Source organism: Mesorhizobium sp. B2-4-17 (genome assembly GCF_006441275.1).
In the GTDB taxonomy this organism is placed as follows: Bacteria; Pseudomonadota; Alphaproteobacteria; order Rhizobiales; family Rhizobiaceae; genus Mesorhizobium.
Window position 1 is genome coordinate 15838 of the sequence record NZ_VFUX01000030.1, and the last position, 23324, is coordinate 39161.

The following is a 23324-nucleotide window of genomic DNA, read 5'->3' on the forward strand; positions in this document are numbered from 1 at the left end:
TCCGTTCAGCCCCCAGCTGGGACCGGCAGATTGGCGGCGTCTATACAGCAATCCACTGACAAAGCAAGGGCAAGCGGCGTCCCCAATGTCGCAGGGCGCTGGAAAATCAAGCCGCGGCGCCGGTACGGCCCGGCGGTTTTACGGCAACCAGCCCTTAACCACAATGTCAGGTTGTGCAGGGTTGAGCCTCGCCGTCAACGGTCGGTTCATCATGGAAGGGGCAAAAACTCGGACAACCCGCATAACAAGCGGCAAGCATTTCCGGGGGTAAGAATGCTTCTCAACAGGTTCTGGCGCTCCACGAGCGGCAATTTCACGCTATTGCTCGCCCTGGGCCTGCCGGCCATCTTGTCAGCCGTGGCCTTCGCGGTCGACGTGTCCACCATCATGCGGGCCAAAAGCAACCTGCAGAATGCGCTCGACGCGGCAAATCTTGCGTCCTCGCATCTGGGCGATCTGGACATTACCCGGACCGACGCCTTCGACCGTTACTTCCAGGCCAATATTGCCGGACATGGCGAACTCACCAACGCACAGGCGACGCTGACCGTCGACAGAGGCGTCAATTTCATCAAGACAAAGGCTGTCGCCTCGGCGGACGTCAATCTGAACTTCGCTTTCCTGTTTGGCCGGAACAAGCACATCGTGGTCGATGCCTCGGCCGTCGAATCGAACAACCAGCTCGAGGTTGTGCTGGTGCTGGACAATACCGGCTCGATGGCCGGCGCCAAAATTGCTGCCCTGAAGACAGCGACGGACAATCTGCTCAGATATCTGGAAACGGCACAATCACCAACACGCAAGGTCCGCGCGGCACTGGTTCCGTTCGTCACGGCCGTCAATGTCAATGGCGACGGCTTCGACCCATCCTGGATCGACATGGACGGCAAATCATCCACCAATGGGATCAATTTTCCCGTCATCAATGGCAAGCGTCCCAATCATATGGCGCTGTTCAGACAATTGATGAAAGACCCGGCCTCGGCCGCCAGGTTGACCGGATGGAAGGATGACAAAGGGATCGACACGGGTTGGAAAGGCTGCGTCGAGGCGCGGCCCGGCTCCTTTAACATTTCCGATACGTCGCCTGACCCGTCTTACCCCGACACTCTGTTCGTGCCGTACTTCGCGCCGGACAGTCCAGGGAACGGCACGAAGCCTTCCGGCAGCTATTCAAACGACGCCAATTACTACAACAACTCTTTTGTCGACGACGTCCCCGACCAGACCAAGCTTGCTCAGAATGGGGGATTGAACATTCTTGGAATAGATCTGAGCGGCTTGCTTGGAAGCGACGCCAGCGCGTCGAAGAAGGATCTCGAAACAATCGCCAAGTATGTCGCACCGCAGAACACCGCCATCGCCACCGCTGCCACCACCGATCCGAATGCCTTGCAATTGACGGTGGGGCCAAACCGGTCCTGTCCCTCGCCGGTCGTTCCGTTGACGGAAGATTTTACGAAGCTCCGCAAGGAGGCCGCCAAGATGCTTGCCTGGGCCGGGTCGGGCACCAATGTTGCCGAGGGCCTCGCTTGGGGCCAGCGGGTGTTGTCGCCGTCGGCGCCATACACTGAGGGAACGCCGTGGAAGACGCCTGGGGTAAGCAAAATCGTCATGCTGCTCACTGACGGTGAGAACGTGGTCTATGGCGCCAGCAAAGAGACGACCAAGTCGGACTATACCTCCTATGGTTATCTCGCGGGTTCAGGCTATGGCGCTGCCGGTCGGCTTGGATCGGACAATCAGACGACCGCCGCGCGCAATGTGGACGGATGGACCAAGAGCGTCTGCACGCAGTTGAAAAATCAGGGCGCAGAGATCTACACCATGGTGCTGCAGTCCGACACCGCGGCCAACCGCACGCTTTACAGTGCCTGTGCCTCGGATCCTAGCGACTACTACGCAGTCAATGATCCGAACAAACTGCCAAACGTATTCGAGCAGATCGCCAGCAAGTTCTCGAAGCTGCAACTGACCAATTGAACGCTCGATCTCGCTGCTGAACGATGGCGCCGGCTCAGCTCGTATGGGCGACGACCTTGTTGACCGTCTCGGGGAAGAAGTCCGGCGCTGCGTGGCGCTTGCCGAACATCATATCGTACTGGATCAACTGGAAATCGCGGATCGCCGGGTCGATCTCCTTCTGACGCGACCAATCGGGCGTGGCTTGGCCAGTCGGTGTCAGCAGCAGGTTGCGGTCGACCACGCGGTAGCGCTCCCGCATCTCGCCCAGGAAACCGGTGTAGTAGGGATGGGTGATGCCCGCGGCCGTCAGGATATGATAGGGCAGGAATGCCGGGCTCACCGTGCCGAGGTCCTTGATTGGACCGGAGCGGTTCGACCAGACGACCAGCGGTGTCTCGTGATGTTCAAGGGCCGCTTCCGGCGTCGGCTCCTTGCGTGGCGCGACGTTGTCCTTGAGGAACCCGGTCTCGACATAGACCGGCCCCAACGGCGGCAGATGGTCGCCGAAAAAGGCGATGATCGTTGGCCGCTCGCGCTTCTTGGCCCATTCGATCAGTCGGTCAAGGCCGCGGTCCGCATCGGCCGAACCCTCCGCATAGCTCAGCAGCGAATCGCGCGCCCACTGGCTGATCGGCGCCTGTACCGAGTGGGTCGGGTTGTTATAGCGGTTCGGCTCATAGGGGCCGTGGTTCTGCAGGCTGACGGCGAAGAAGAACACCGGATCGTCGCTGGCGTCGGCTTCGCGAATGATCTCATCCGTCATTGCCGCATCCGATGCCAGCGGTCCGCGCTTTTCCATGGGCGGCAATGTCTCTTCCGACTTGAAATCGTTGAAACCGAAATCGGCATACACCGCGCCACGGTTCCAGAACCAGTTGGTGCCTGGATGGATGGCACGCGCCCTGTAACCTTCACTCTTCAGGAAGGTCGCCATCGAAGGCGTCGGCGTGCGCACATATTGCTGGTAGGGGATGCTGCCGGCCGGCAGGAAAGCATTGGAAAAGCCGGTCAGCGCCTCGAATTCGATGTTGGCGGTCATGCCGCCGAATTCAGGCGAGAACATCGAACCCGAACGCAGTCGCCGCACTGTGGGAATGGGATCCGGCGTGATGGCGACGCCAGGCAGCTTGGTTGGATCCCAGAAGGATTCGCTCATGACGACGATGATGTCGGGCTTGTCATCGGGCACCGATGCTGTTGTCCGCGGCCGGTCGATCGCCGCGATTGCCTTGTCGGAATAGCCTGAGGGTGCCGAGACATGGGCCATCGGCACGTTGAGCGCGAAGGCGAGCGCAAAGCCGTTGGAGGCATAGTTTTCCTTCTGGTCCCACATGATCGGGATGATCTGCAGCCGGTCCCGGGTCCACGAGAAGGTGGCGTAGTCCATGATCGAGACGAAGAAGGCGAGCAGAGGCACTGCCAGCGTCAGCCGTGCAAGGCGGCCTTTGCGGCTGAGGACCGGAACCTTGCGGTGCCACAGCCGCCAGCCGTGGACGAGCAGCGACAGTCCGACGACGATGCCCACGACCATGGCCAGCGCGGTCATCGGCCGTTCGCGCACCAGCAGCGGCAGCAGGGCGAAAATCTGGCGAGCGTAGAGGAAATCCGTCGGATAGAGCGGATCGCCAAGATAGTGCGATTTCTGATGGCCGACAAAGGCCAGCCCCAGGGTCAACGGCGCGACAATCATCAGGCTCTGGTGACTGCGGCCGAGCAAGGCGTCGAGGCCGATCAGGATCAGGGCGAACACGACGATGGTCGTCCAACCCGGCTTGAGCGGTTGAAGAAAGAAGGAAACAGTGCCGGCAACATCGCCACGCACGATCAGTTCGATGGCGAACACCAGGACGGCGGAGATCAGCAGGCTGACCAATCCGTAACGGACGACCGGCCATCTCCGACCCGGCAAATAACCGGTGGACGGATCGTCTTCCAGGAACTGCGGCGCGGCCTCGCCGGCGCGTTTCGAATTCTTGGCCACCTTAACTTCCCCACCCAGCGACAAACGCGTCACTCGATTGTCATGAAACTGTCACGCCAAGCTAGCGCCTGTATCGGAAATAAGAAGAGCCAGCAAACGAATCGTGAGCAGTTTTCATCAGGAGTGATCGCCAAAAGTCCTTTTGGAACAGGCACTCGGCAGAAGGTTCCGACCTGAGGCTTGTTCGAAGCGGGCTTGACTTGACCGGCTGCCTTGCGTCACAGGCAAGGAAAATTCGTGTTATCAGGCAAGCAGAACAAGTCTTCGGGAGCCCTCGCATGGCCGTTGCATTCACCTTTCCGGGACAAGGCAGCCAGGCTGTCGGCATGGGCAAGGATATCGCTGATGCCTTTCCCGAGGCGCGCAGGATCTTCCAGGAGGTCGATGACGCGCTTGGCGAAAACCTGTCGAAGCTGATCTGGGAAGGTCCGGAAGAGACCTTGACGCTGACGGCCAACGCGCAGCCGGCTTTGATGGCGGTATCGCTGGCTGCGATCAGGGCACTGGAATCGCGCGGTTTCTCGTTGAAAGACAAGGTCGCCTATGTCGCCGGCCATTCGCTGGGCGAATATTCGGCGCTTGCCGCCGCCGGCTTCGTTTCCGTCGCCGATGCCGCCCGGCTGCTGCGCATCCGCGGCAATGCCATGCAGGCGTCAGTGCCAGCCGGTGAGGGCGCCATGGCGGCGATCATTGGGCTGGAGCAGGCCGATGTCGAAGCCGCCTGCACCGAGGCCGTGCAAGGGGCCGGCAAGGTCTGCCAGATCGCCAATGACAATGGCGGCGGCCAGTTGGTGATTTCCGGTGCCAAGGCGGCGGTCGAACTGGCGGCGAAACTGTGCACCGAAAAGGGCGCCAAGCGGGCGCTGATGCTGCAGGTCTCGGCTCCCTTCCATTCGGCGCTGATGGCGCCGGCGGCAGAGATCATGCGAGACGCGCTGGCCGGCGTGACGAAGAATGCACCTTTGGTTCCTGTCGTCTCCAATGTGTCGGTGACACCGTCGAGCGATCCGGACGAGATCGCGCGGCGCCTCGTCGAGCAGGTGACCGGCCGCGTTCGCTGGCGCGAGACGGTGGATTGGCTTGGCGCCAACGGCGTCGCCACGCTCTACGAGATTGGTGCAGGCAAGGTGCTTTCGGGCCTGGCGCGGCGTATCAACCGCGACATCGCCACCGCATCGGTCGGTTCGGCGGCTGAAGTCGAGGCGGCATTGGCCGCGCTTGCATAAAGCGCCATTTGATCCCATCCCTATAGGGGTTGTGCTCTTCTCAACCTGGAGACAAAAATGTTCGAATTGACCGGCCGCAAGGCGCTCGTCACCGGTGCTTCGGGGGGGATCGGCGAGGCGATCGCCAGGGTGCTTCATACACAAGGCGCCATCGTCGGCCTGCACGGCACGCGCGTCGAGAGGCTGGAGGCGCTGGCCGCCGAACTGGGTGACCGGGTCAAGCTGTTTCCGGCCAACCTGTCCAACCGTGACGAGGTCAAGGCGCTTGGCCAGAAAGCGGAAGCCGACCTCGAAGGCGTCGATATCCTGGTCAACAATGCCGGTATCACCAAGGATGGGCTGTTCGTGCGCATGTCGGACGCCGACTGGGACACGGTGCTCGAAGTCAACCTGACGGCCGTGTTCAGGCTTACCCGCGAACTCACCCACCCGATGATGCGCCGCCGCCACGGCCGCATCATCAACATCACTTCTGTCGTCGGCGTCACCGGCAATCCCGGCCAGACCAATTACTGTGCCTCCAAGGCCGGCATGATCGGCTTCTCCAAATCACTGGCGCAGGAGATCGCCACCCGCAACATCACCGTCAACTGCGTCGCTCCGGGCTTCATCGAATCGGCGATGACCGACAAGCTCAACGACAAGCAGAAGGAAGCGATCATGGCGGCGATCCCGACGCGCCGTATGGGCACCAGCGCCGAAGTGGCCTCCGCTGTCGCCTATCTCGCTTCCAATGAAGCCGCTTACGTCACCGGCCAGACCATTCACGTGAATGGCGGCATGGCGATGATCTGACGAATGCCATCCAGAAGCGCGCAGCGGTTTTGGGGCAATGACAGGCAAGGCCAGCACGCTGTGAAAACAGACCATTTCGGCTTGGACCTTGGCCATTTTTCGTGTAATGCGGCCCGCAACCCGGCGGTTCGGGCAAAAACCGGTCCGTAGCCGTTGCGTTTCCGGCAGGACCATCTTTCAACTTGATTAGCGGCATTCTGCCCGCTAACGAAGACAGACAAACAAAAGACGAGGATGCCCAAATGAGTGACACCGCAGAGCGCGTCAAGAAGATCGTCATCGAGCACCTTGGCGTCGATGCCGACAAAGTGACGGAGCAGGCGAGCTTCATCGATGATCTGGGCGCTGACAGCCTCGACACGGTTGAACTCGTCATGGCGTTCGAAGAAGAATTCGGCGTCGAGATTCCCGACGACGCAGCCGAGACCATTCTGACCGTTGGCGACGCTGTCAAGTATATCGACAAGGCTTCGGCCTGACGCATTCTGCAGTCATCACCGGGGAGGACCTGCGATGAGGCGTGTCGTCGTCACGGGCCTTGGATTGTTGTCGCCTTTTGGCATGGGCTTCGAGCACAGCTGGAAGGAACTTCTGACCGGCCGCAGCGCCGCCAGGCGCATCACCGAGTTCGAGGTGGAAGATCTTGCCTGCAAGATCGCTCACGTCATTCCGCGTGGTGACGGCAGCAATGCCACCTTCAATCCCGAGGCCGTGCTCGAGCCGAAGGAACTGCGCAAGATCGGCGACTTCATCCTGTACGGGATTGCCGCCGCCGACGAGGCGCTGAAGGATTCCGGCTGGCAACCGAAAACCCATGCCGAACAGTGCGCCACCGGCGTCCTGATCGGCTCGGGCATCGGCGGCATCGAGGGTATCGCCGAGAATGCGATAATCCTGAAGGAGCGCGGTCCGCGCCGCATCAGCCCGTTCTTCATCCCGGGTCAGATCATCAATCTCGTCTCCGGCCAGGTTTCGATCCGGCACGGGCTGAAGGGCCCGAACCATTCCGTCGTCACGGCCTGTTCGACCGGCGCGCACGCCATTGGCGATGCGGCCCGGCTGATCATGTGGGGCGATGCCGACATCATGGTCGCGGGCGGCGCCGAAGCGCCGGTGACGCGGCTGTCGATCGCCGGCTTCGCCGCATGCCGGGCACTGTCGACCGAGCGCAATGATGCCCCGCAGACGGCGTCGCGCCCGTACGATCGTGACCGCGACGGCTTCGTCATGGGCGAGGGTGCCGGTGTTGTCGTGCTGGAAGATCTCGAGCACGCCAAGGCCCGCGGCGCCAAGATTTACGCTGAGGTGACCGGCTACGGTCTCACTGGCGATGCCTATCATATCACCGCACCGGCCGAGGACGGCGACGGCGCTTTCCGGTGCATGGCCGCGGCGTTGAACAGGGCCAAGCTTACGCCCGCCGATGTCGACTACATCAACGCGCATGGCACTTCGACCATGGCCGACACGATCGAACTCGGCGCTGTCGAGCGGCTGGCCGGTAATGCCGCCTCAAAGATTTCGATGTCGTCGACCAAGTCGTCGATCGGCCATCTCCTAGGGGCGGCGGGTGCCGCTGAGGCGATATTTTCGATCCTCGCTATCAGGGACAATATCGCGCCGGCGACCATCAATCTCGACAACCCTGAGCGCGAAACGGCGATCGACCTGGTGCCCAACAAGCCTCGCTCCCGCCAGATCGACGTAGCATTGTCCAACTCCTTCGGCTTCGGCGGCACAAACGCTTCGCTCGTGTTCCAGCGCTACAATGGCTGATCGTCCGGCTGCCGGACGCCGCTTTGGCGTGCCGTCAATTTTGCCATATTCGCCTCTACTCTGCCGCAGGGGATTCGTTGAGAGATCAAACGGTAGGGCGAAATGAACACAAATCCGGCGGGCAACGGAGAATCGGGGCAGCGGCCCGCTAACACCGGGCCGATCGTACCGAAGACGGCCAGCGAGGCCTTGCGACCGGAAGCTGGAACGCCGCCGCCGAAGCGCTCGCGTGCTTCGCGCAGCCAGGTCGTCGTGTTCATGAACTTCGTCATCTCTTTGGTGATCCTGACGGTTCTGGCGGCAGGCGCGGCGCTCTATTTCGGCAAACAGGAATTCACCGAGCCCGGCCCCTCGGCCAATGGCGACACCTTCCTCGTCAAGCCGAACACGGGCGTCCAGGACATCGCCGACCAGCTTGAGCGCCGCGGCCTGATCACTGACGCCCGCGTATTCCGTCTTGGTGTGCGCGCCTTTGGCAATGATTCCGCACTCAAGGCCGGCGAATATGCGATCAAGCCCCGGGCATCCATGCGCGACATCATGGAGTTGCTGAAGAGCGGCAAGTCGGTGATGTATTCGCTGACCATTCCGGAGGGGCTGACCGTCGAGCAGGCACTGGAGCGCATCGCCGACGAACCCGCCTTGAGCGGCGTCATGCCCGCGGCCATGCCGCCGGAGGGCAGCCTTGCCACCGACACGCTGCGCTTCACGCGTGGCGCGACGCGCCAGCAGATGATCGACAAGCTGCTGGCCGATCAGAAGAAACTGGTCGATGAGGTATGGCAGCGGCGTGCGCCGGACCTGCCGCTGGCCAATGTCCAGGAATTCGTCACCCTGGCCTCGATCGTCGAGAAGGAAACCGGCAGGGGTGACGAGCGTTCGCGCGTTGCTGCCGTCTTCCTGAACCGGCTGGCCAAGGGGATGCGCCTGCAATCCGATCCGACCATCATCTATGGTCTGTTTGGCGGCAAGGGAAAGCCCGCCGACCGCCCGATCTACCAGTCCGACATCCAGAAGCTGACGCCCTACAATACTTATGCGATCAGCGGCCTGCCGCCGACACCGATCGCCAATCCGGGCCGTGCGGCACTTGAGGCCGTTGCCAATCCATCCAAGACCGACGATCTCTATTTCGTCGCCGACGGCACAGGCGGTCACGTTTTTGCCGCGACGCTTGATGAGCACAATGAGAACGTTGCCCGCTATCGCGCGTTGCAGAAGAAGCAGGCCGATGAGGCGGCCAAGGCCGCCTCGGCCGCTGGTACCAGCGGCAACAATGCGGACAAGCCTGCCGACGGCAGCGGAAGCGACACCAGCGGTGGCGACAATGGCGACGCCGGCGGCGATGCGGGCGCTGCCCAGTAAGAGGAAGAAAGGCGTTGCCCGCAAGGCGACGGCCTGACATTTGAAGGAACGCCAAGCGTCGGATTTCGATGCACGCGGGCGTGATCGTTTTTACGCAGCACTTGCCCTTGTCCGGAAAACCGGTTTCGGGGTGATGCGCCAAGGATATGCAGGCGACATGAATTTGCAGAGCATGACCGGATTTGCCCGCGCCGTCGCCGAGCATGACGGCACCTCCATCGCTTGGGAGGTCAAGTCCGTCAACGGCAAGAGCGTCGAGGTGCGGCTGCGGCTGCCGCAAGGTTTCGAACGGCTGGAGCCGGCGGTCAGGCAAACACTGCAGAAGCGTTTCGCCCGCGGCAATTTCCAGGCGACGCTGACCATCGGCCGCGCTGCCGGCGCGCAGGCACAACCCGTCGTCAACGAAGCGTTTCTGAAAGACCTTGCGGGTCTTGCCAAGCGATTGCAGGAGCAGTTCGGCGTTGCCCCCGCGACCGCCGACGGGTTGCTGTCGCTCCGTGGCGTGCTCGACATTCCTGAAACCGTCGAGACTGAAGAGGCGCGCACCGCGCTTGACACCGCCATCATGGCTGCGCTCGACGTGGCGCTGAAGGGCCTGGAACAGGCACGGCACGGTGAGGGCGCTGCACTGGCTCTGCTACTGTCCGGCCATATCGACGTCATCGAGATATTGACGCTGCGCGCGGAAGCGGACCCGTCGCGCGATCCGGCGGCGATCCGCGAACGCATCGGCGAACAGGTCAGGCTGTTGATGGACGCGTCCGCCAATCTGGACGCCAGCCGGCTGCACATGGAGGCGGCATTCCTCGCCACCAAGGCCGATATTCGCGAAGAGATCGACCGGTTGAAAACGCATGTCGCGTCTGGCCGAGCGCTGCTCACGGGAGGCGGCGCGGTCGGTCGCAAGCTCGATTTTCTGGCACAGGAATTTAACCGTGAATCGAATACGCTGTGCTCGAAGTCGAACGCCGCCGCCGTCACCGCGATCGGGCTGGAACTGAAGGCCGTGGTCGACCAGTTTCGTGAACAGGTCCAGAATCTGGAGTAGCCGATGGTTGCCAAGGAACCGATGGTTCCCAGGGATTTGGGGTCCCGCATTCGCCGCCGGGGGCTGATGCTCGTCCTGTCGTCGCCGTCAGGTGCCGGCAAGTCGACAATCGCGCGCAATCTTCTGGAAAGCGATTCCAGCCTCGAACTGTCGGTCTCGGTCACCACAAGGCCGCGCCGCGGCAGCGAGATCGAGGGCGTTCATTACCATTTCCGGACGATGCGCGAGTTCGAGCGGCTGCGCGATTCCGACGCGCTGCTCGAATGGGCCGAAGTGCACGGCAATTGCTATGCGACGCCGCGTGAGCCGGCCGAACTGGCGCTGGCGCAGGGACGCGACATGCTGTTCGACATCGACTGGCAAGGCGCCCAGCAACTCAAGGAAAAGATGCGCGCCGATATCGTCTCGATCTTCATCCTGCCGCCATCGATGAAGGAGTTGAAGTCGCGGCTGAAACGCCGCGCCGAGGACCAGGAAGCGGTGATCGAGACACGGCTGAAGAACGCCCGTACGGAGATCGAGCACTGGAAGGAATATGATTTCGTCATCGTCAATGACGATCTCGACCGTGCCTTCGCCGAAGTGCGCGGCATCGTTGTCGCCGAGCGGCTGCGGCGGGACCGCCGGCCCGGTCTGTTCGATTTCGTCTCCGGCCTGCTGGACGAGAAGACGGCGTGAACGCCTCCTCCTTCTCCCCGTAACGGGCAGAGGGAAGCTACGCAGCATTGGTCAGCCGCACGAATTCCTCCACGCTGAGTGTTTCGGCGCGTCGGGTCGGATCGATGCCGGCGCGTTTCAGCAGGGCCTCGCCGCCGAGGCTTTTCACGCTCTGCCGCAGCATCTTGCGGCGTTGGCCGAAGGCGGCTTCGGTGACGCGGCCAAGTTTTTTCACATCGGCGGGCAGGGGTGTCGCGCGTGGCCCCAGATGCACCACCGAAGAGGTGACCTTGGGTGGCGGCGTGAATGCCTGGGGCGGCACGTCGAAAGCGATCCTGGCCTGCGTGCGCCAGCCGGCCAGCACGCCAAGCCTGCCATAGGCATCGCTGCCAGGCGCGGCGACGATGCGCTGGGCCACCTCGCGCTGGAACATCAGCGTCATCGAGGCGTAGAAGGGCGGCCAGTCCGGGACCGTCAACCATCGGATCAGCAGTTCCGTGCCGATATTGTAGGGCAGGTTTGCCACGATCCGCACCGGGCCGCCATGTCCGTCGGTCGCGGAAGCAAGCGCGGCGAAGTCAGTCTTCAACGCGTCGCCGGAGATCACCTCCAGCCGGCCGGGATAATGGGCGGAGACTTCCGCAAGGGCGGCCAGGCAGCGTTCGTCGCGCTCGATGGCGACGACCCTGCGGGCGCCGTTGGAAAGCAGCGCTCTTGTCAGTCCTCCAGGTCCCGGCCCAACTTCGATCACCGTGGCATTTGTCAGATCGCCGGCGCTGCGCGCGATCTTGCCGGTCAAGTTGAGGTCGAGCAGGAAGTTCTGGCCGAACGCCTTTTTTGCCTGCAGCCCGTGGCGCTCGATAACGTCGCGCAGGGGCGGCAGCCCGTCGATGCTCATGCCCGAAGATCCGAAGCTGGAGCGCTCATACGGCCGCAGCCTCTTTGTCGGTGTCGGCGAGTCTTCTGGCAAGCTTCAGCGCCGCAATCAGGCTGTAGGGCCGTGCAATGCCCTTGCCGGCGATGTCGAAGGCGGTGCCGTGGTCGGGCGATGTGCGGATGAAAGGCAGGCCGAGCGTCACGTTGACCGCCTCGTCGAAGGCCAGCGCCTTGGCGGGGATCAATGCCTGATCGTGATACATGCACAGCGCCGCGTCGTAACCTGCTCGCGCCCGGATATGGAACAGCGTGTCCGCCGGCAGGGGGCCGAAAGCATCGATGCCTTCGGCGCGCAGGATATCGACCGCCGGGCGCACGATACGCTCATCCTCCAACCCCATGGAGCCGCCTTCACCCGCATGCGGGTTGAGGCCGGCAATGGCGAGCCTCGGCTTGGCGATGCCGAAGCGGCTGGCGAGGTCAGCGGCGGTGATGCGCGCGGTCGCGACGATCAACTCGCTGGTCAAAACCTTCGGCACCTCGGCCAGAGCGATGTGTATGGTGACAGGAACCGTGCGCAGGTCGGGGCCAGCCAGCATCATCACCGGCATCACCTCGACGCCGCTGTGCCCGACCGCCAGATAGGCCAGATATTCGGTGTGGCCGGGGAAGCGGAACCCGGCATCGTAGAGCGGCTTCTTGGCGATAGGGCAGGTGACCACAGCCGCGGCCTCGCCGGCAAGGCAGGCAGCGACAGCGCGGTCGATAGCCTCGATGGTGCCGGCTGCGTTGGCGGGATCCGGCAGGCCGGGGCTGTCGATAAAGTGGGCCGTCAGTGGAACGATCGGCAAGGCATGGGCGAAGATCTGCGCCGCTTGCGCGGGAGTTGTCTCGACGATCGGCACCGACACGCCGAGGTGACTTGCCCGCGAGGCGATCAGCGCCGGATCGGCCAGCAGATAAAAGGCCGGCAAGGCAACAGCCTCGCGCGCCAGGAAGGCCGCGACGGCGATTTCAGGGCCGATGCCGGATGGATCGCCGACGCTCAACGCCAGCGCGGTCATCGCGCTGCTCACGTCAGCGCTTGACGATGCGGGCTTTCGCCTTCAGCTCGTCGACATACTTCTTGCTGAGATCCTCGGCGGCCTTGTCGTTGGAGCCTTCGCTCTGGAACACCATCTGGGCAGCCTTGTCGTCGGACACTTCGCGCGAGGAGCAAATGCCAATGAACTCGACGCCGCGTTCGGTCTCTCGCGTGGTGGTGGCGCCGCCGACCTTCGTCGCCTTGATCTGCTCGGCCCAGTCGGCCGGCAGCTGCGGTGCCAGCACCCGGCCCAGGTCGCGAACGGTGACGTCGATCAGGCCCTTGGCAAACTCGCGCGTCGTGTTGCAGCCATTGAAGCGGGCACGCATGGCGTCGGCCTCGCGCTTGCGCTTGGCCAGCGTTGCGCTGCGTTCGGCGGGCGGCACGACGAAGATGACCTGCTGCAGCATGTACTCGGTGGCGCTTGGTTTGGCTCCGCCCTTGTCGAGCATGCGCCTGACCGCATCTTGCTCGGTCACGCTGCCGCCTTCGCCGGAACGGTAACGCGCGCTCAAGGCCTGGCTCCAAGCCATCTGGGCGCGGATGAATTCCTTGAAATGGTCCTTGCCGACACCGGACTTTTCCATGACACCGTCAAGCTGGCTGATCTGCATCTTGTTGTTGGTGGCGAAGCGCTGATAGGCAGCCTGCACCTGGGCATCGCTGATGCGGATACCAAGCCGCCTGGCCTCGGCCAAGCGCAGCGTCTGGTCGATCATTTCCTGGGCGGCGTCGCCCTTCTTGTGCTGCAGCTTCAGGAACGCGGCACGATGCGCGATATCGCCGCTAGTGACTGGTATGTCGTTGACGACGTATTTGATCTCGCTGGCGAAAGCCGGCGGCGTCATGACGGTCATTGACACGGATGTCGCCGCCACAAGCAGCGCGAACCCTGCTGAAAAGAGGTATTTCCTCATCGTTAGCATCCCAATTCTATCCCGGTCCCGCCCAATTTCGTCCTCTTCCGGGTGCGCGAATCCGTGCCAGCCCTATGCGGCAAAACGATGTCGCCGACTACTGGATGGTGTTGACTGCGTTGGTCGACGAGCCGAAATCGCCGAGGGTGCGGAACGACAGATTGAAGCCGATGCTCTGCGTCACCTCCCTGGTGTTGAGGTCGCGCGACTGCGAGTACGTCATCAGGTAGGTGAAGCAGGAATCGTTGTAGGCGAAACCGACCCCGTCCTTGACCAGCAGGCCTTCCTGCAGGTCGTAGGTTCCCGTGCCGAACACACGCCAGTTCTGGGCGAGATGTGTCGACGCTCCGAGTGTGACCTCGTGACGGTCGGTGGTGAAGCCATAGAGCGGCTGGGCCTGGATGAAGGCATATTTGGCGCTCAATGACACCGGCAGGCCCGAATAGGCAGCCTTGAACTCGGCGCGGCGAATCTCGAAGGACTGTTCGTCGAAGCGGCCGCTGACCGAGGCCGCGAAGCCGTTCGGGCTGTTGATGCCAAAGAGGCCGACATAGTCGGACGTGGTGTTCTGAAGGCCTGAATAGGCGCCGACATTGACCAGATCAGGCGCTGCGAAGGAATTCTCGCCGCCAAGCTGATAGGATTGGCCGAAAATCGCGTTGGTGCCCCAGCCATTGATATAGGAGCCGGAATAGCGCAGGCCGACATTGGCGCGCGAACCGCCTTCCACACGGTCGTAACCAGAGAACTTGTCGCGTTCGAACAGGGTGGTCGCGTCGAACACCATGCTCTGGGCGTCTTCGTTCGGGACGGAGAGGCCGCCGACATATTGTTCGTTCGGCCGCATGAAGACCTGCGCCATCGGCTCGAAGACATGGCTGGATCCGCCGGCCATGGAAAACAGCACCGGCCAGCGCATTTCGAGGCCGGCGGTTGCCATAAAGCGGGCAAAGGACGAGCGCATATCGTCCTGCTCGCCCAAATTCGTCGCCATGTGATTGATCGCGTCGAGCGAACCCGATGAGGCGTTGAGATAATCGACGTCGCCCTGCAGCGCCAGCAACGGCGTCAGCACCAGTCCCCCGTCAGTGACGAATGACCGCTTCCACTCGGTCTCGGCGGTCAGACGGCCGGATTCGCCTTCGATGCCGCGCACACGCTGTACAGGCGTAGCGGAGTTGTATGGTACATTGAATGCCTCATCGAGATCGTCGCGACGGATAATCCGCGTATTGACATTGAGCGACAGCTGGCCACCCGCGACCGAAACATCGGGAATGTAGGCATAGTCGAGCGACGGCAGCACCCAAGGCTGCTGGCCGCTGCGCGCAGCGGGATTGCTGTTTAGAGTATTTTCCTGGACGTCGAAATGCATGGCGCGCACGTCGAAATAGTTGCGGCCATTGAGGCCCGTCAGGTAAACCGACGACTGGTGAACGGCGGCGTTGTATTTGCCGATATTGTAGGTGCTGGCGAAGTTCTTGTCGGTCTGCAGCAGCACATCCCAGCCGAAATCCCAGCGCTCGTTGATCGCGAATTGCCCCTGCGTGCCCATCATGCCGCGAAACTTGTTCGGATCGCCAGCTGCACCCGAACTGACATTGCGGCCGGCGCTGTCGATGAAGGCGTCGGGATTCCGCTGCTGAATGCCGGCGATCTTCAAACTGTATTCGCCATTGTTGAAGCGCTGCCGCCACTCGGCCTCTCCAAGGAAGCCCTGCTTGGTGTAGCCGCTTCCCGTCACCGTCAGGTCATAAGTCGGCGAAAGGGCGAAATAATAGGGGATCTTGACGCTATACCCCAGGTGGCTGTTGTAGTTGACGCTCGGGATCAGGAAGCCGCTCTTGCGCTTCACCGTCGGGTCGGCGATCTCGAACGCCGGCAGGTAGGCGAGCGGAAAGCCGAAGAATTCGAAATTCGCGTTCTCGAAGCGAACCGTCTTCTTCTCGCCGTTCCAGATGATCTTCCTGGCCTTCACGCGCCAGGTCGGCGCCTTGTCGGGCTTGTCCTCGCACGGTTCGCAGGCGGTGTAGACGCCATTGTGGAAGGTGGTCAGCACGCCACCCATGCGCTCGGCGCTCTCGGCGGCGAAATAGGCCTTGTCGACGGTTTCAACGCGAAGCGCGTTGACGAAACCGTCGGCGAAATCGTCAGTAATGTCGATATGCTGTGAATTGATCTTGGTGCCGTCGCTGTTGACGATTTCAACATTACCGCTGGCAACCATCCGCTTGGTGTTGCGGTTGTAGACCACCTTCTGGGCGACGAGGCGGTTGCCGCCATAGTCGATCTGCACGCCGCCGATAGCGGTCACGGTCTGGTTGTCGTTGTTGTACTCCAGCGTGTCGGCCGCCAGCAGCATCTGCGAGCCGGACGGAACCTTGGTCGCCATGTTACCGACATCTTGCGCGAACGAAGGCAACGGCACGCCGCAGGCAAGCAGGCACGCCAAGGCGCTCGCCGCATAGAGGCGCGCCAAATTGGCCTGCCTGTTGCTGGGCAAAAACGCCTCCCTCACTAGCCGTCTTCCTTGTATAGCAGGAAAGTCACCCCGAAGAACATAGCTACTACAACCGGCACCCAGGCGGCTATCGCAGTCGGCACGAACCCCGCCACGCCGAATGCCTTCACCAGCACCGAAACGACATAAAGCAGAAACCCGGCAACGACGCCACCCAGAATCATCGTCGCCGATTGCCCCATCCTCGCAAATCTCATTGAAACTGTTGCCGCAATCAGCGTCATGGCGACGAGGAGGAACGGCAACGCCACCAGCGAATCAAACTGCATGGCAAAGGCATTTGCCTTGAGGCCGAAGGAACGGGCAACCTCGATTTTTCCGGGTAGGTCGTAGAAGGGAATGGTTTCCGGGCGCGCCAGCCGTTCCTGTACGAATTCTGGTTTCAGATTGGTCGGCACACGATCGCTCGCCGTGGGCTGGATGGTGCCGTTCCTGAAGGTCTTCACATCCTGCAAATCCCAATAGCCGTCGCGCAGGTAAGCACGCGCGGCGTCCTTGCGCTCGACGATATTGCCTTGCGGGTCGAGGATGAAAAAGACGGCGTCGGCCATCTCCAGGCCTTGGTTGAGGATGGCCCGCGCGCCGATGATGGTGTCACCGGAACTGGTTTTCTGGCGGATCCAGGGGGCGGCATCGGCCGAAACCGTATTTGATTTGCCGGAGCGCAGCTGGGTCTCGATCTGCTCGGACCAGGAGAAGGCATGCGCGGCCAGCGGGTTGATGAGCCCCACCGACACGAAGCCGAACAGTAAAGCCCCGATGCAGCATGGCAAAAGAAACTGCCAGGCGGAAACGCCGGCGGACCGCGCGATGACCAGCTCGTAGCGCCGGTTGAGCGAAACCAGCGTCGCCATGGCCGAGAACAGGCCGACAAACGGTACCGTCTGCAGCATGATCATCGGCATCCGAAGGCCCGAAATGGCCATCGCCGTCCCATAGGTGAAGCCGGGCAGACCGGTGGTGCGACCGGACAGCTCGGTGAAGTCAATCAGGAACACCAGCGCCAGCAGGCCGATGAAGAACCAGATCGTGATCGCCACGTAGCGGAAGAAGAAATAACGGCCAAGCGTCCAGCCCATCAGCCGACCCCTTGACCTGAAGTGTCGCGCCTGGACCAACGCAATTTGAGGGCGTTCCAGCCATCACCGAGACGGCTGGCCAGGTTCGTCATCCAATCGGCCCAGGCCACCGGCAGTTCCATGGTCCGGTTGGACACGATGAACCAGATCGCCACGGCGGAAGCCACGATGGGCACGCCATAGACCATATAGGCATATTGCGGAATCTCGTCGGCCTTGCTGGCGGCAAAGAAGCCAAGCCAGCGTACGAACAGGGATATCGCGATGGCCGTGATCAACGGATTGACGCGCGCCTCGCGATGCGAGCGCGCGTCCCCCGCGACCGCGAGCGCGATCAGGGCAAAGACCATCGAATAGGTCCATTCCGAAAACCGCTGGTTGATTTCGGCACGGTATTCGTTGGGGATTTGTTGAAAATTCTTGTCGTTTGGGCTTGGATTGAGCAGGTACTGGGTGGTCTGGTCCTTCGGCAGGAGCGTCACCTGGCCGGCCGCCGACATGAAGGCCGACATGTCGAAGGCATAGGAGGTGAATCGGATAACCGACAGGTCGCCGGTTAGCGTTTTGCGGTGGATGACGCCGTCATTCATCATCAGCACCTTTTCGCCGCCGCGTTCGACGATGCTGCCGGTCTTGGCGTAATAGACGAGATTGACACCTTCCTCACGCGAATCGGCGACGAAGATTCCGCCCAGGCGATTGTTGGGAAGCCGCTCGCCGATCTGCAGGAACAGCCCGTCCTCGATCTTTCGGAATGTGCCTTCCTGTATGATCAGCGACAACAGGTCCGCGCGCGACTCCGCCACCAGGGCGCGATTTTTCTGCCGCGCATAGGGGTCTATGCCATTGTCGACCGCAAAGGAAAAAACGCTGGCCGCAAGGGCGAGAAGCATGATTGGCCGCACGATCGTCCAGCGTGAGGCGCCCGCGGCGTTGACGACGGCGAGCTCGGAATCCGAATTCATGACGCTGAGTGTCTGGGCGACCGCCACCACCAGCGCGAAAGGCACGACGATCGGGATGATCGAGGGAAGGATGAGGGCCGCGACCTCGAAGAAGGTCAGTGACGACTGGCCGCTGTCGGTGACCAGATCGATTTTGGCCAGCACCTGCGTCGTCCACACGATGGCCAGCGTCCAGACCAGCGCCGCCAGGAAGACCACGAAAGCGCGGCGCATGATGTAGCGTTCAATGACCTTCATGAAGGCTTTACTCGATTTTCTCGAACGGCATCATGCCACCACGCTAAGGGTAGCTGTCCGGCGACGCCCGCACAACTGGCTCCATTGGGCCACATCAGGCAGGCGATCCGGTTCCCGACCCACGTCGCGGGCCGCAGTGGACCGGAGTGTCGGCGGCAATGGATAAGAAAGGGCGAACATCGATGGTTAACAACAAGTTGCGGCTAAAAGCGGCGCCGTGCCGCGACGAATCGCCATCGATTCCGTGTGTCATATGGGTAGCCATTTTGGCAAAGTCTTGCCAAATGCCGGAAAACGACCAAATGTCGCGGATCGCTTCAAACCGCTTCGCGCAATTTCACGCAATCCCCGAAAGCAGGACATGATGAACCAGAGACCGTCGATCGCCTTTGCAAAATTCGCCGCGCCTCAGGCGTCGGCGAACAGGAAGGGCACGGTCTTCGTGCTGTCGGCGGATGACGGTGGCCTGAGTGATGCGGCCAAGGCTTACGATCCCGGCAAGACGCTGGAACGCGCTTTCCCGGTCGCCGAGTTTAACGGGAAGTTCGCCGGCGTCGTCGAAATGCTGGCGCCGGAAGGAACATCGCTCGACAGGCTAGTCGCGATCGGCGCCGGCAAGACGTCGGGGCTCGACGAATATGCATGGTTGAAGCTCGGCGGCACCATTGCGGCGTCGCTGCGCAAGGCAACCGATGTGGCGGTGGTGCTGGACCTCGTCGGGGCCTCGCCCAATGGCAAGGACGCCGCCGCCCTCGGGGCGGGTATTCTCCTGCGCAGCTATTCCTTCGACAAGTACAAGACCAGAAAGGACAAGGACGACGCAAAGTCCGATCCGAAGAAGCCGATCAAGGTCACAATCCACACCGCCGACCCGGCGGGCGCCAGGAAGGCATTCACGGATGCCGAGGCCGTGATGGATGGCGTGCTTCTGGCGCGCGACCTTGTCAACGAACCGGCCAACGTGCTGGGGCCCGTCGAGTTCGCCGCCCGCGCCAAGGAACTCGAGGCGATCGGCGTCAAGGTCGAGATCCTGACCGAGAAGGAGATGAAGAAGCTCGGCATGGGCTCGCTGCTCGGTGTCGCGCAGGGCTCCCCCCGCGGCGCCCGAATGGCCGTCATGCAGTGGAACGGCGGCAAACCCAAGGACAACCCCGTCGCCTTCGTCGGCAAGGGCGTCACCTTCGACACCGGCGGCAATTCGATGAAACCGGCGTCGGGCATGGAGGACATGAAGGGCGACATGGGTGGTGCCGCGGCCGTAACAGGGCTGATGCATGCCTTGGCCGCGCGCAAGGCAAAGGCCAATGTCGTCGGCATTATCGGGCTGGTGGAAAATGCCGTCGACGGCCACGCGCAGCGTCCTGGCGACATCGTCACCTCGATGTCGGGACAGACCATCGAGGTGCTCAACACCGACGCCGAAGGGCGCCTCGTGCTGGCCGATGCGCTCTGGTACTGCAACGACCGCTTCCAGCCGAAGTTCATGGTCAATCTGGCGACGCTGACCGGTGCCATCATGGTCGCGCTCGGTCAGAATTATGCCGGCCTGTTCTCCAACAATGACGAACTGTCGGAGAGGCTGGTGGCAGCGGGACAGTCGACGCAGGAGCGCCTGTGGCGCATGCCGCTCGGCGCCGAATACGACAAGCTGATCGATTCCAAGAACGCCGACATGAAGAATATCGGCGGCCGCTACGGCGGTGCCATCATCGCCGCGCAGTTCCTGCAGCGCTTCGTCAAGGACACGGCCTGGGCGCATCTCGACATCGCCGGCACGGCGATGGGCTCGCCATCAAACGAGATCAACCAGTCCTGGGGGTCAGGCTTCGGCGTGCGGCTGCTCGATCGGCTGGTGCGTGACCATTACGAGAGCTGACCTCGATCCATGGCCGAGGTGCTGTTCTATCATCTGACCGAATCGACACTGGAGGATGCGCTGCCTGGTCTGCTGGAGCGCAGCATCGATCGTGGCTGGCGCGCCGTGGTGCAGACCGGCACCGAGGAACGGCGCGACGCGCTAGACCAGCATCTGTGGACATTTCGCGATGATTCCTTCCTCGCCCATGCCAGCGACCGCGAAGTCTATCCCGCTGAGCAGCCGATCCTGTTGACCACCGGCGAAGCCAACCCGAACGCGGCGCAGATACGTTTCTTGGTCGACGGGGCCACGCCGCCGGATCTCGGCGGCTACGAGCGCGCCGTGTTCCTGTTCGACGGCCATGATGCCGCCCAGGTCGAGGCGGCCCGGGGGCACTGGAAGGCGATGAAGGACGCCGGCCATGCCGTGACCTACTGGCAGCAGACGCCCGATCGCCGCTGGGAGCGCAAGGCCTAGGCAGGTCACGTGATGATGCAGAGGCCCGCCGATGGCCGGCCTCTGCATGTCGCCGGTGGACTTACTGCCCAGCCATTTCCTTCTTGAATGTGTCGAAATCGATCTGCATGCCATTGAAGATGGTGCTCCAGTGGCGGGTCAGCGCCGCCATCGCCACGGCTTCCTGGATTTCCTCATCGGTGGCGCCGGCGCGCTTGGCATCCTGCGTGTCCGACCAGATGCAATAGTTACACGGAATTTGCGCCGCCACCGCCAGCGAAATCAGCGACTTGACCTTTGGCGGCAGTGCCGTCTTGTCGCTAAGTTCGATGGCCTTGACCTCGGCCCAGGCACCGGGCAGACCGGCTTTGGGAAACTGTTTCACAAAGCTTGGCACACCGCCCATGGTCGACTGGATGTCCTTGATGGTTGCATCATATTCATCGGCATGGGCCGGCGCTGCTCCGAGCGACAGGACGCAGGCTGCGGTGGTGAAAAGGAACGCACGGCGGATGGAAGATTGCACGGATTCGGCGATGCGACGGTTCGACATGGTTTTCTCCTCTGGTCTTTTCTAGCCTTACGATGTAAGGTGCGCGGAAGATGAACCTTACAGTGTAAGCTGTCAAGCGACGCCATGGACTCAGAGATCAAAAAAAAGCGAACCCGCGGTCGGCTGTCCCGCGAGATGATCGAGGACGCCGCCTTCGAGGTGATCGAGCGGGAGGGTTTCGCCGGCTTTTCGACGCGCAAACTGGCGGCGGTGCTCGGCTGCGAGGCGATGAGCATCTACCACCACTTTCCGTCCATGACGCATCTGTTCGAGGCGATGGTCGACAGGCTGGTCGGCCCGCTGGAGATGCCGGATCCCGGCTTGCCATGGCGTCAACGGATGCGCATGGCCATATTGGATTATCGCCGGATCGGTCGCGAGCATCCGGCCTTCGCGACGTATTTCCTGACCTACCGCATGAATTCGCCCATTTGCCTTGCCTATCTGGACGGCATCATCGGGCTGTTCAAGGACGGCGGCTTCGACCAGGAGGCGACTGCGAGGCTGTTCCGCGCGGTTGGCTATTATCTGACCGGCGCGGTGCTCGACGAAACAGCCGGGTACGCCAAGGGCCCATCGGCCGCCACCCCCGTCAGCAACGAGGAGCTTGGGCGTAATTTTCCCAATGTCGCCGCTGCCGGCCGTTACTTTGGCAAGGCGGAGTTCGACAAGACGTTCGAGCTTGGGCTCGATATGCTGCTGGATGAAATGGAACGCTTGCGCGACGGCGCCAAGGCAAGCCGGTTGTCCGGCGAGATCTGACCAAGTGACTGTCTGAATGCGATGCCGACGATATACCGATGCGGGCGGTCGATCTTGTCTTGCGCTCCGGGGCGGGCGAAGCCGAAGCCGCGCGCGGCCGATCGGCTTATCCCTGATGGCGGTTGGCTTGATCGGTTTCCTGTCCTTGCATTTCGGTGGCGGCCGGCCGAAAAGTCCAAACTCGCAACCGCCGCCGCGCTGGGGCAGGGGAGCTTCATGAACTACCGCCACGCCTATCACGCCGGCAATTTCGCTGACGTCGTCAAGCATGTCGTGCTGACGCGTCTGCTCGAATATCTGAAGCAGAAGGACAAGGCGTTTCGCGTCATCGACACCCATGCCGGCATCGGCCGCTACGACCTGTCATCACCCGAAGCGCAAAAGACAGGCGAGTGGCAGGGCGGCATCGGCCGGCTGATCGACGCCTCGTTCGATGCCAAGGTGGCGGCGCTGTTGGCGCCTTATCTCGGCACGGTGCGGTCGCTCAATCCCGAGGGCGGTGTGAAGAAGTATCCGGGTTCGCCGCTGCTCGCACGCAATCTCCTGCGCAAGCAGGATCGATTGTCGGCGATCGAGCTGCACCCGAAAGACGCGGTGAAGCTGAAGGCGGAATTCGCCGACGATTTCCAGACCCGGGTGATGGAACTCGATGGCTGGCTGACGCTGGGCGCGCATCTGCCGCCAAAGGAGAAACGCGGGCTGGTGCTCGTCGATCCGCCCTTCGAAGAAGAGGGCGAGTTCGGCCGCCTCGTCGACGGGCTGGTCAAGGCGCACAGGCGCTGGCCTGGCGGCATCTATGCGCTGTGGTATCCGATCAAGGACCGCAAGGCGATCATCGCCTTCAGGAAAGCGCTGAAGCAATCCGGCATCCCGAAAATCCTCGACATAGAATTCGAGATCAGGCCGGCTTCGTCGGAACCCAGCCTCGACGGCAGCGGCATGGTAGTGGTCAATCCGCCCTTCACGCTGGAAGGCGAATTGCGAACCGTGCTGCCGGCATTGCACAGATTGCTCGCCGTGGAAAAGCCGGCGCACTGGTCGCTGGAATGGCTGGTCGGCGAGCAGGCTTGATTTGGAACGGCCGTTTTGCGGTGCGTTGTCCTGGTGAACTTCGCTATTGTTGGCAATTGCAAGCGCCGATTTCTGGAAACCATTGTTTCGGCAACCGCTTGACCGCCGCCAAGCGAATCCGCACAGTGCGCG

21 protein-coding genes and 1 pseudogene are annotated in these 23324 nt (G+C 62.1%); 13 read left to right on the plus strand and 9 right to left on the minus strand.

The genetic code is table 11. From position 1 onward, the window contains the following. Positions 1–30: 30 nt before the first annotated feature. On the plus strand, positions 31–1983 hold the full coding sequence (locus FJ548_RS22530) for a pilus assembly protein (protein ID WP_246678740.1): 1953 nt from the start codon (positions 31–33) through the stop codon (positions 1981–1983). Positions 1984–2017: 34 nt separating this feature from the next. On the opposite strand, the gene FJ548_RS22535 is transcribed toward FJ548_RS22530, so the two are convergent. Further along, positions 2018–3946 (minus strand): LTA synthase family protein, encoded by a 1929-nt coding sequence (locus FJ548_RS22535; RefSeq protein WP_246678741.1) that lies wholly within the window; start codon positions 3944–3946, stop codon positions 2018–2020. A 278-nt stretch (positions 3947–4224) separates the two neighbouring features. On the opposite strand from FJ548_RS22535, the gene fabD reads away from it, so the two are divergent. From fabD to fabF, 4 genes are all read left to right on the plus strand, one after another. Continuing rightward, positions 4225–5172, plus strand: coding sequence for an ACP S-malonyltransferase (fabD, locus tag FJ548_RS22540; RefSeq protein WP_140779009.1), 948 nt, complete (start codon positions 4225–4227; stop codon positions 5170–5172). Between the two features lie 57 nt (positions 5173–5229). Beyond that, complete coding sequence (fabG, locus tag FJ548_RS22545) at positions 5230–5967, plus strand: 3-oxoacyl-[acyl-carrier-protein] reductase (protein WP_140779010.1); 738 nt, start codon at positions 5230–5232, stop codon at positions 5965–5967. A 242-nt stretch (positions 5968–6209) separates the two neighbouring features. Next, positions 6210–6446, plus strand: coding sequence for an acyl carrier protein (locus tag FJ548_RS22550; protein WP_006203723.1), 237 nt, complete (start codon positions 6210–6212; stop codon positions 6444–6446). Positions 6447–6480: 34 nt separating this feature from the next. Continuing rightward, a complete protein-coding gene (fabF, locus tag FJ548_RS22555; protein ID WP_140610836.1) occupies positions 6481–7743 on the plus strand; it encodes a beta-ketoacyl-ACP synthase II in 1263 nt (420 codons plus the stop codon). On the opposite strand, the gene FJ548_RS30550 is transcribed toward fabF, so the two are convergent. Beyond that, on the minus strand, positions 7731–8015 hold the full coding sequence (locus tag FJ548_RS30550) for a hypothetical protein (RefSeq protein ID WP_226890587.1): 285 nt from the start codon (positions 8013–8015) through the stop codon (positions 7731–7733). The genes fabF and FJ548_RS30550 overlap by 13 nt on opposite strands. Between FJ548_RS30550 and mltG the strand changes: the two genes are divergently transcribed. The 3 genes from mltG to gmk all read left to right on the plus strand — a co-directional run bounded on the left by mltG (position 8002) and on the right by gmk (position 10834). Continuing rightward, positions 8002–9108 carry an endolytic transglycosylase MltG gene (gene mltG / locus FJ548_RS22560; RefSeq protein WP_246678742.1) on the plus strand — a complete coding sequence of 369 codons (1107 nt, stop codon included), beginning with the start codon at positions 8002–8004 and terminating at the stop codon, positions 9106–9108. The genes FJ548_RS30550 and mltG overlap by 14 nt on opposite strands. A 157-nt stretch (positions 9109–9265) precedes the next feature. Further along, entirely contained in the window at positions 9266–10156 is an 891-nt protein-coding gene (locus FJ548_RS22565) for a YicC/YloC family endoribonuclease (protein ID WP_140779012.1), read from the plus strand. 21 nt (positions 10157–10177) lie between these two features. Then, complete coding sequence (gene gmk / locus FJ548_RS22570; protein ID WP_140696411.1) at positions 10178–10834, plus strand: guanylate kinase; 657 nt, start codon at positions 10178–10180, stop codon at positions 10832–10834. 37 nt (positions 10835–10871) lie between these two features. Here the strand turns inward: gmk and rsmA are convergent, their stop codons facing one another. The 6 genes from rsmA to lptF form a co-directional block, all read right to left on the minus strand. Then, complete coding sequence (gene rsmA / locus FJ548_RS22575; RefSeq protein WP_140779013.1) at positions 10872–11711, minus strand: 16S rRNA (adenine(1518)-N(6)/adenine(1519)-N(6))-dimethyltransferase RsmA; 840 nt, start codon at positions 11709–11711, stop codon at positions 10872–10874. A 25-nt stretch (positions 11712–11736) separates the two neighbouring features. Further along, the gene (gene pdxA / locus FJ548_RS22580) at positions 11737–12753 is read right to left on the minus strand and encodes a 4-hydroxythreonine-4-phosphate dehydrogenase PdxA (RefSeq protein WP_181168877.1); all 1017 of its coding nucleotides are present in this window, start codon (positions 12751–12753) and stop codon (positions 11737–11739) included. 13 nt (positions 12754–12766) lie between these two features. Beyond that, the gene (locus FJ548_RS22585) at positions 12767–13699 is read right to left on the minus strand and encodes a peptidylprolyl isomerase (RefSeq protein ID WP_181165656.1); all 933 of its coding nucleotides are present in this window, start codon (positions 13697–13699) and stop codon (positions 12767–12769) included. A gap of 88 nt (positions 13700–13787) precedes the next feature. After that, on the minus strand, positions 13788–16208 hold the full coding sequence (locus FJ548_RS22590) for an LPS-assembly protein LptD (RefSeq protein ID WP_181168875.1): 2421 nt from the start codon (positions 16206–16208) through the stop codon (positions 13788–13790). Continuing rightward, complete coding sequence (gene lptG, locus FJ548_RS22595; protein ID WP_181165658.1) at positions 16208–17293, minus strand: LPS export ABC transporter permease LptG; 1086 nt, start codon at positions 17291–17293, stop codon at positions 16208–16210. The genes FJ548_RS22590 and lptG overlap by 1 nt, the downstream gene beginning before the upstream one ends. Then, positions 17290–18492 (minus strand): LPS export ABC transporter permease LptF, encoded by a 1203-nt coding sequence (gene lptF / locus FJ548_RS22600; RefSeq protein ID WP_140610827.1) that lies wholly within the window; start codon positions 18490–18492, stop codon positions 17290–17292. Before lptF ends, lptG begins: the two co-directional genes overlap by 4 nt. Positions 18493–18856: 364 nt before the next feature. On the opposite strand from lptF, the gene FJ548_RS22605 reads away from it, so the two are divergent. Both FJ548_RS22605 and FJ548_RS22610 read left to right on the plus strand, forming a co-directional pair. After that, entirely contained in the window at positions 18857–20368 is a 1512-nt protein-coding gene (locus FJ548_RS22605) for a leucyl aminopeptidase (RefSeq protein WP_140779030.1), read from the plus strand. Between the two features lie 9 nt (positions 20369–20377). Further along, a complete protein-coding gene (locus FJ548_RS22610) occupies positions 20378–20827 on the plus strand; it encodes a DNA polymerase III subunit chi (RefSeq protein WP_140610826.1) in 450 nt (149 codons plus the stop codon). Between the two features lie 61 nt (positions 20828–20888). Here the strand turns inward: FJ548_RS22610 and FJ548_RS22615 are convergent, their stop codons facing one another. After that, on the minus strand, positions 20889–21359 hold the full coding sequence (locus FJ548_RS22615) for a carboxymuconolactone decarboxylase family protein (protein WP_140610825.1): 471 nt from the start codon (positions 21357–21359) through the stop codon (positions 20889–20891). A gap of 135 nt (positions 21360–21494) precedes the next feature. Here FJ548_RS22615 and FJ548_RS22620 point away from each other — a divergent pair, with 135 nt between their 5' ends. The 3 genes and pseudogenes from FJ548_RS22620 (at position 21495) to FJ548_RS22630 (ending at position 23192) form a co-directional block, all read left to right on the plus strand. Beyond that, positions 21495–22121 carry a TetR/AcrR family transcriptional regulator gene (locus FJ548_RS22620; protein WP_246671540.1) on the plus strand — a complete coding sequence of 209 codons (627 nt, stop codon included), beginning with the start codon at positions 21495–21497 and terminating at the stop codon, positions 22119–22121. Positions 22122–22141: 20 nt separating this feature from the next. Continuing rightward, positions 22142–22341, plus strand: a pseudogene (locus FJ548_RS30860) (hypothetical protein); the annotation flags it as partial. After that, on the plus strand, positions 22338–23192 hold the full coding sequence (locus FJ548_RS22630; protein ID WP_140610823.1) for a 23S rRNA (adenine(2030)-N(6))-methyltransferase RlmJ: 855 nt from the start codon (positions 22338–22340) through the stop codon (positions 23190–23192). The pseudogene FJ548_RS30860 and the gene FJ548_RS22630, both read left to right, overlap by 4 nt. The last annotated feature ends 132 nt before the right edge of the window (positions 23193–23324 follow it).

What these genes read in the sequence shown, in the direction of transcription:
- fabD (WP_140779009.1), top strand. Translation starts at nt 4,225, where the DNA reads ATGGCCGTTGCATTCACCTTTCCGGGACAAGGCAGCCAGGCTGTCGGC.
- fabG (WP_140779010.1), top strand. Translation starts at nt 5,230, where the DNA reads ATGTTCGAATTGACCGGCCGCAAGGCGCTCGTCACCGGTGCTTCGGGG.
- FJ548_RS22550 (WP_006203723.1), top strand. Translation starts at nt 6,210, where the DNA reads ATGAGTGACACCGCAGAGCGCGTCAAGAAGATCGTCATCGAGCACCTT.
- fabF (WP_140610836.1), top strand. Translation starts at nt 6,481, where the DNA reads ATGAGGCGTGTCGTCGTCACGGGCCTTGGATTGTTGTCGCCTTTTGGC.
- mltG (WP_246678742.1), top strand. Translation starts at nt 8,002, where the DNA reads ATGAACTTCGTCATCTCTTTGGTGATCCTGACGGTTCTGGCGGCAGGC.
- FJ548_RS30550 (WP_226890587.1), bottom strand. Translation starts at nt 8,015, where the DNA reads ATGACGAAGTTCATGAACACGACGACCTGGCTGCGCGAAGCACGCGAG.
- FJ548_RS22565 (WP_140779012.1), top strand. Translation starts at nt 9,266, where the DNA reads ATGAATTTGCAGAGCATGACCGGATTTGCCCGCGCCGTCGCCGAGCAT.
- gmk (WP_140696411.1), top strand. Translation starts at nt 10,178, where the DNA reads ATGGTTCCCAGGGATTTGGGGTCCCGCATTCGCCGCCGGGGGCTGATG.
- rsmA (WP_140779013.1), bottom strand. Translation starts at nt 11,711, where the DNA reads ATGAGCATCGACGGGCTGCCGCCCCTGCGCGACGTTATCGAGCGCCAC.
- pdxA (WP_181168877.1), bottom strand. Translation starts at nt 12,753, where the DNA reads ATGACCGCGCTGGCGTTGAGCGTCGGCGATCCATCCGGCATCGGCCCT.
- FJ548_RS22585 (WP_181165656.1), bottom strand. Translation starts at nt 13,699, where the DNA reads ATGCTAACGATGAGGAAATACCTCTTTTCAGCAGGGTTCGCGCTGCTT.
- lptF (WP_140610827.1), bottom strand. Translation starts at nt 18,492, where the DNA reads ATGAAGGTCATTGAACGCTACATCATGCGCCGCGCTTTCGTGGTCTTC.
- FJ548_RS22605 (WP_140779030.1), top strand. Translation starts at nt 18,857, where the DNA reads ATGAACCAGAGACCGTCGATCGCCTTTGCAAAATTCGCCGCGCCTCAG.
- FJ548_RS22610 (WP_140610826.1), top strand. Translation starts at nt 20,378, where the DNA reads ATGGCCGAGGTGCTGTTCTATCATCTGACCGAATCGACACTGGAGGAT.
- FJ548_RS22615 (WP_140610825.1), bottom strand. Translation starts at nt 21,359, where the DNA reads ATGTCGAACCGTCGCATCGCCGAATCCGTGCAATCTTCCATCCGCCGT.
- FJ548_RS22620 (WP_246671540.1), top strand. Translation starts at nt 21,495, where the DNA reads ATGATCGAGGACGCCGCCTTCGAGGTGATCGAGCGGGAGGGTTTCGCC.
- FJ548_RS22630 (WP_140610823.1), top strand. Translation starts at nt 22,338, where the DNA reads ATGAACTACCGCCACGCCTATCACGCCGGCAATTTCGCTGACGTCGTC.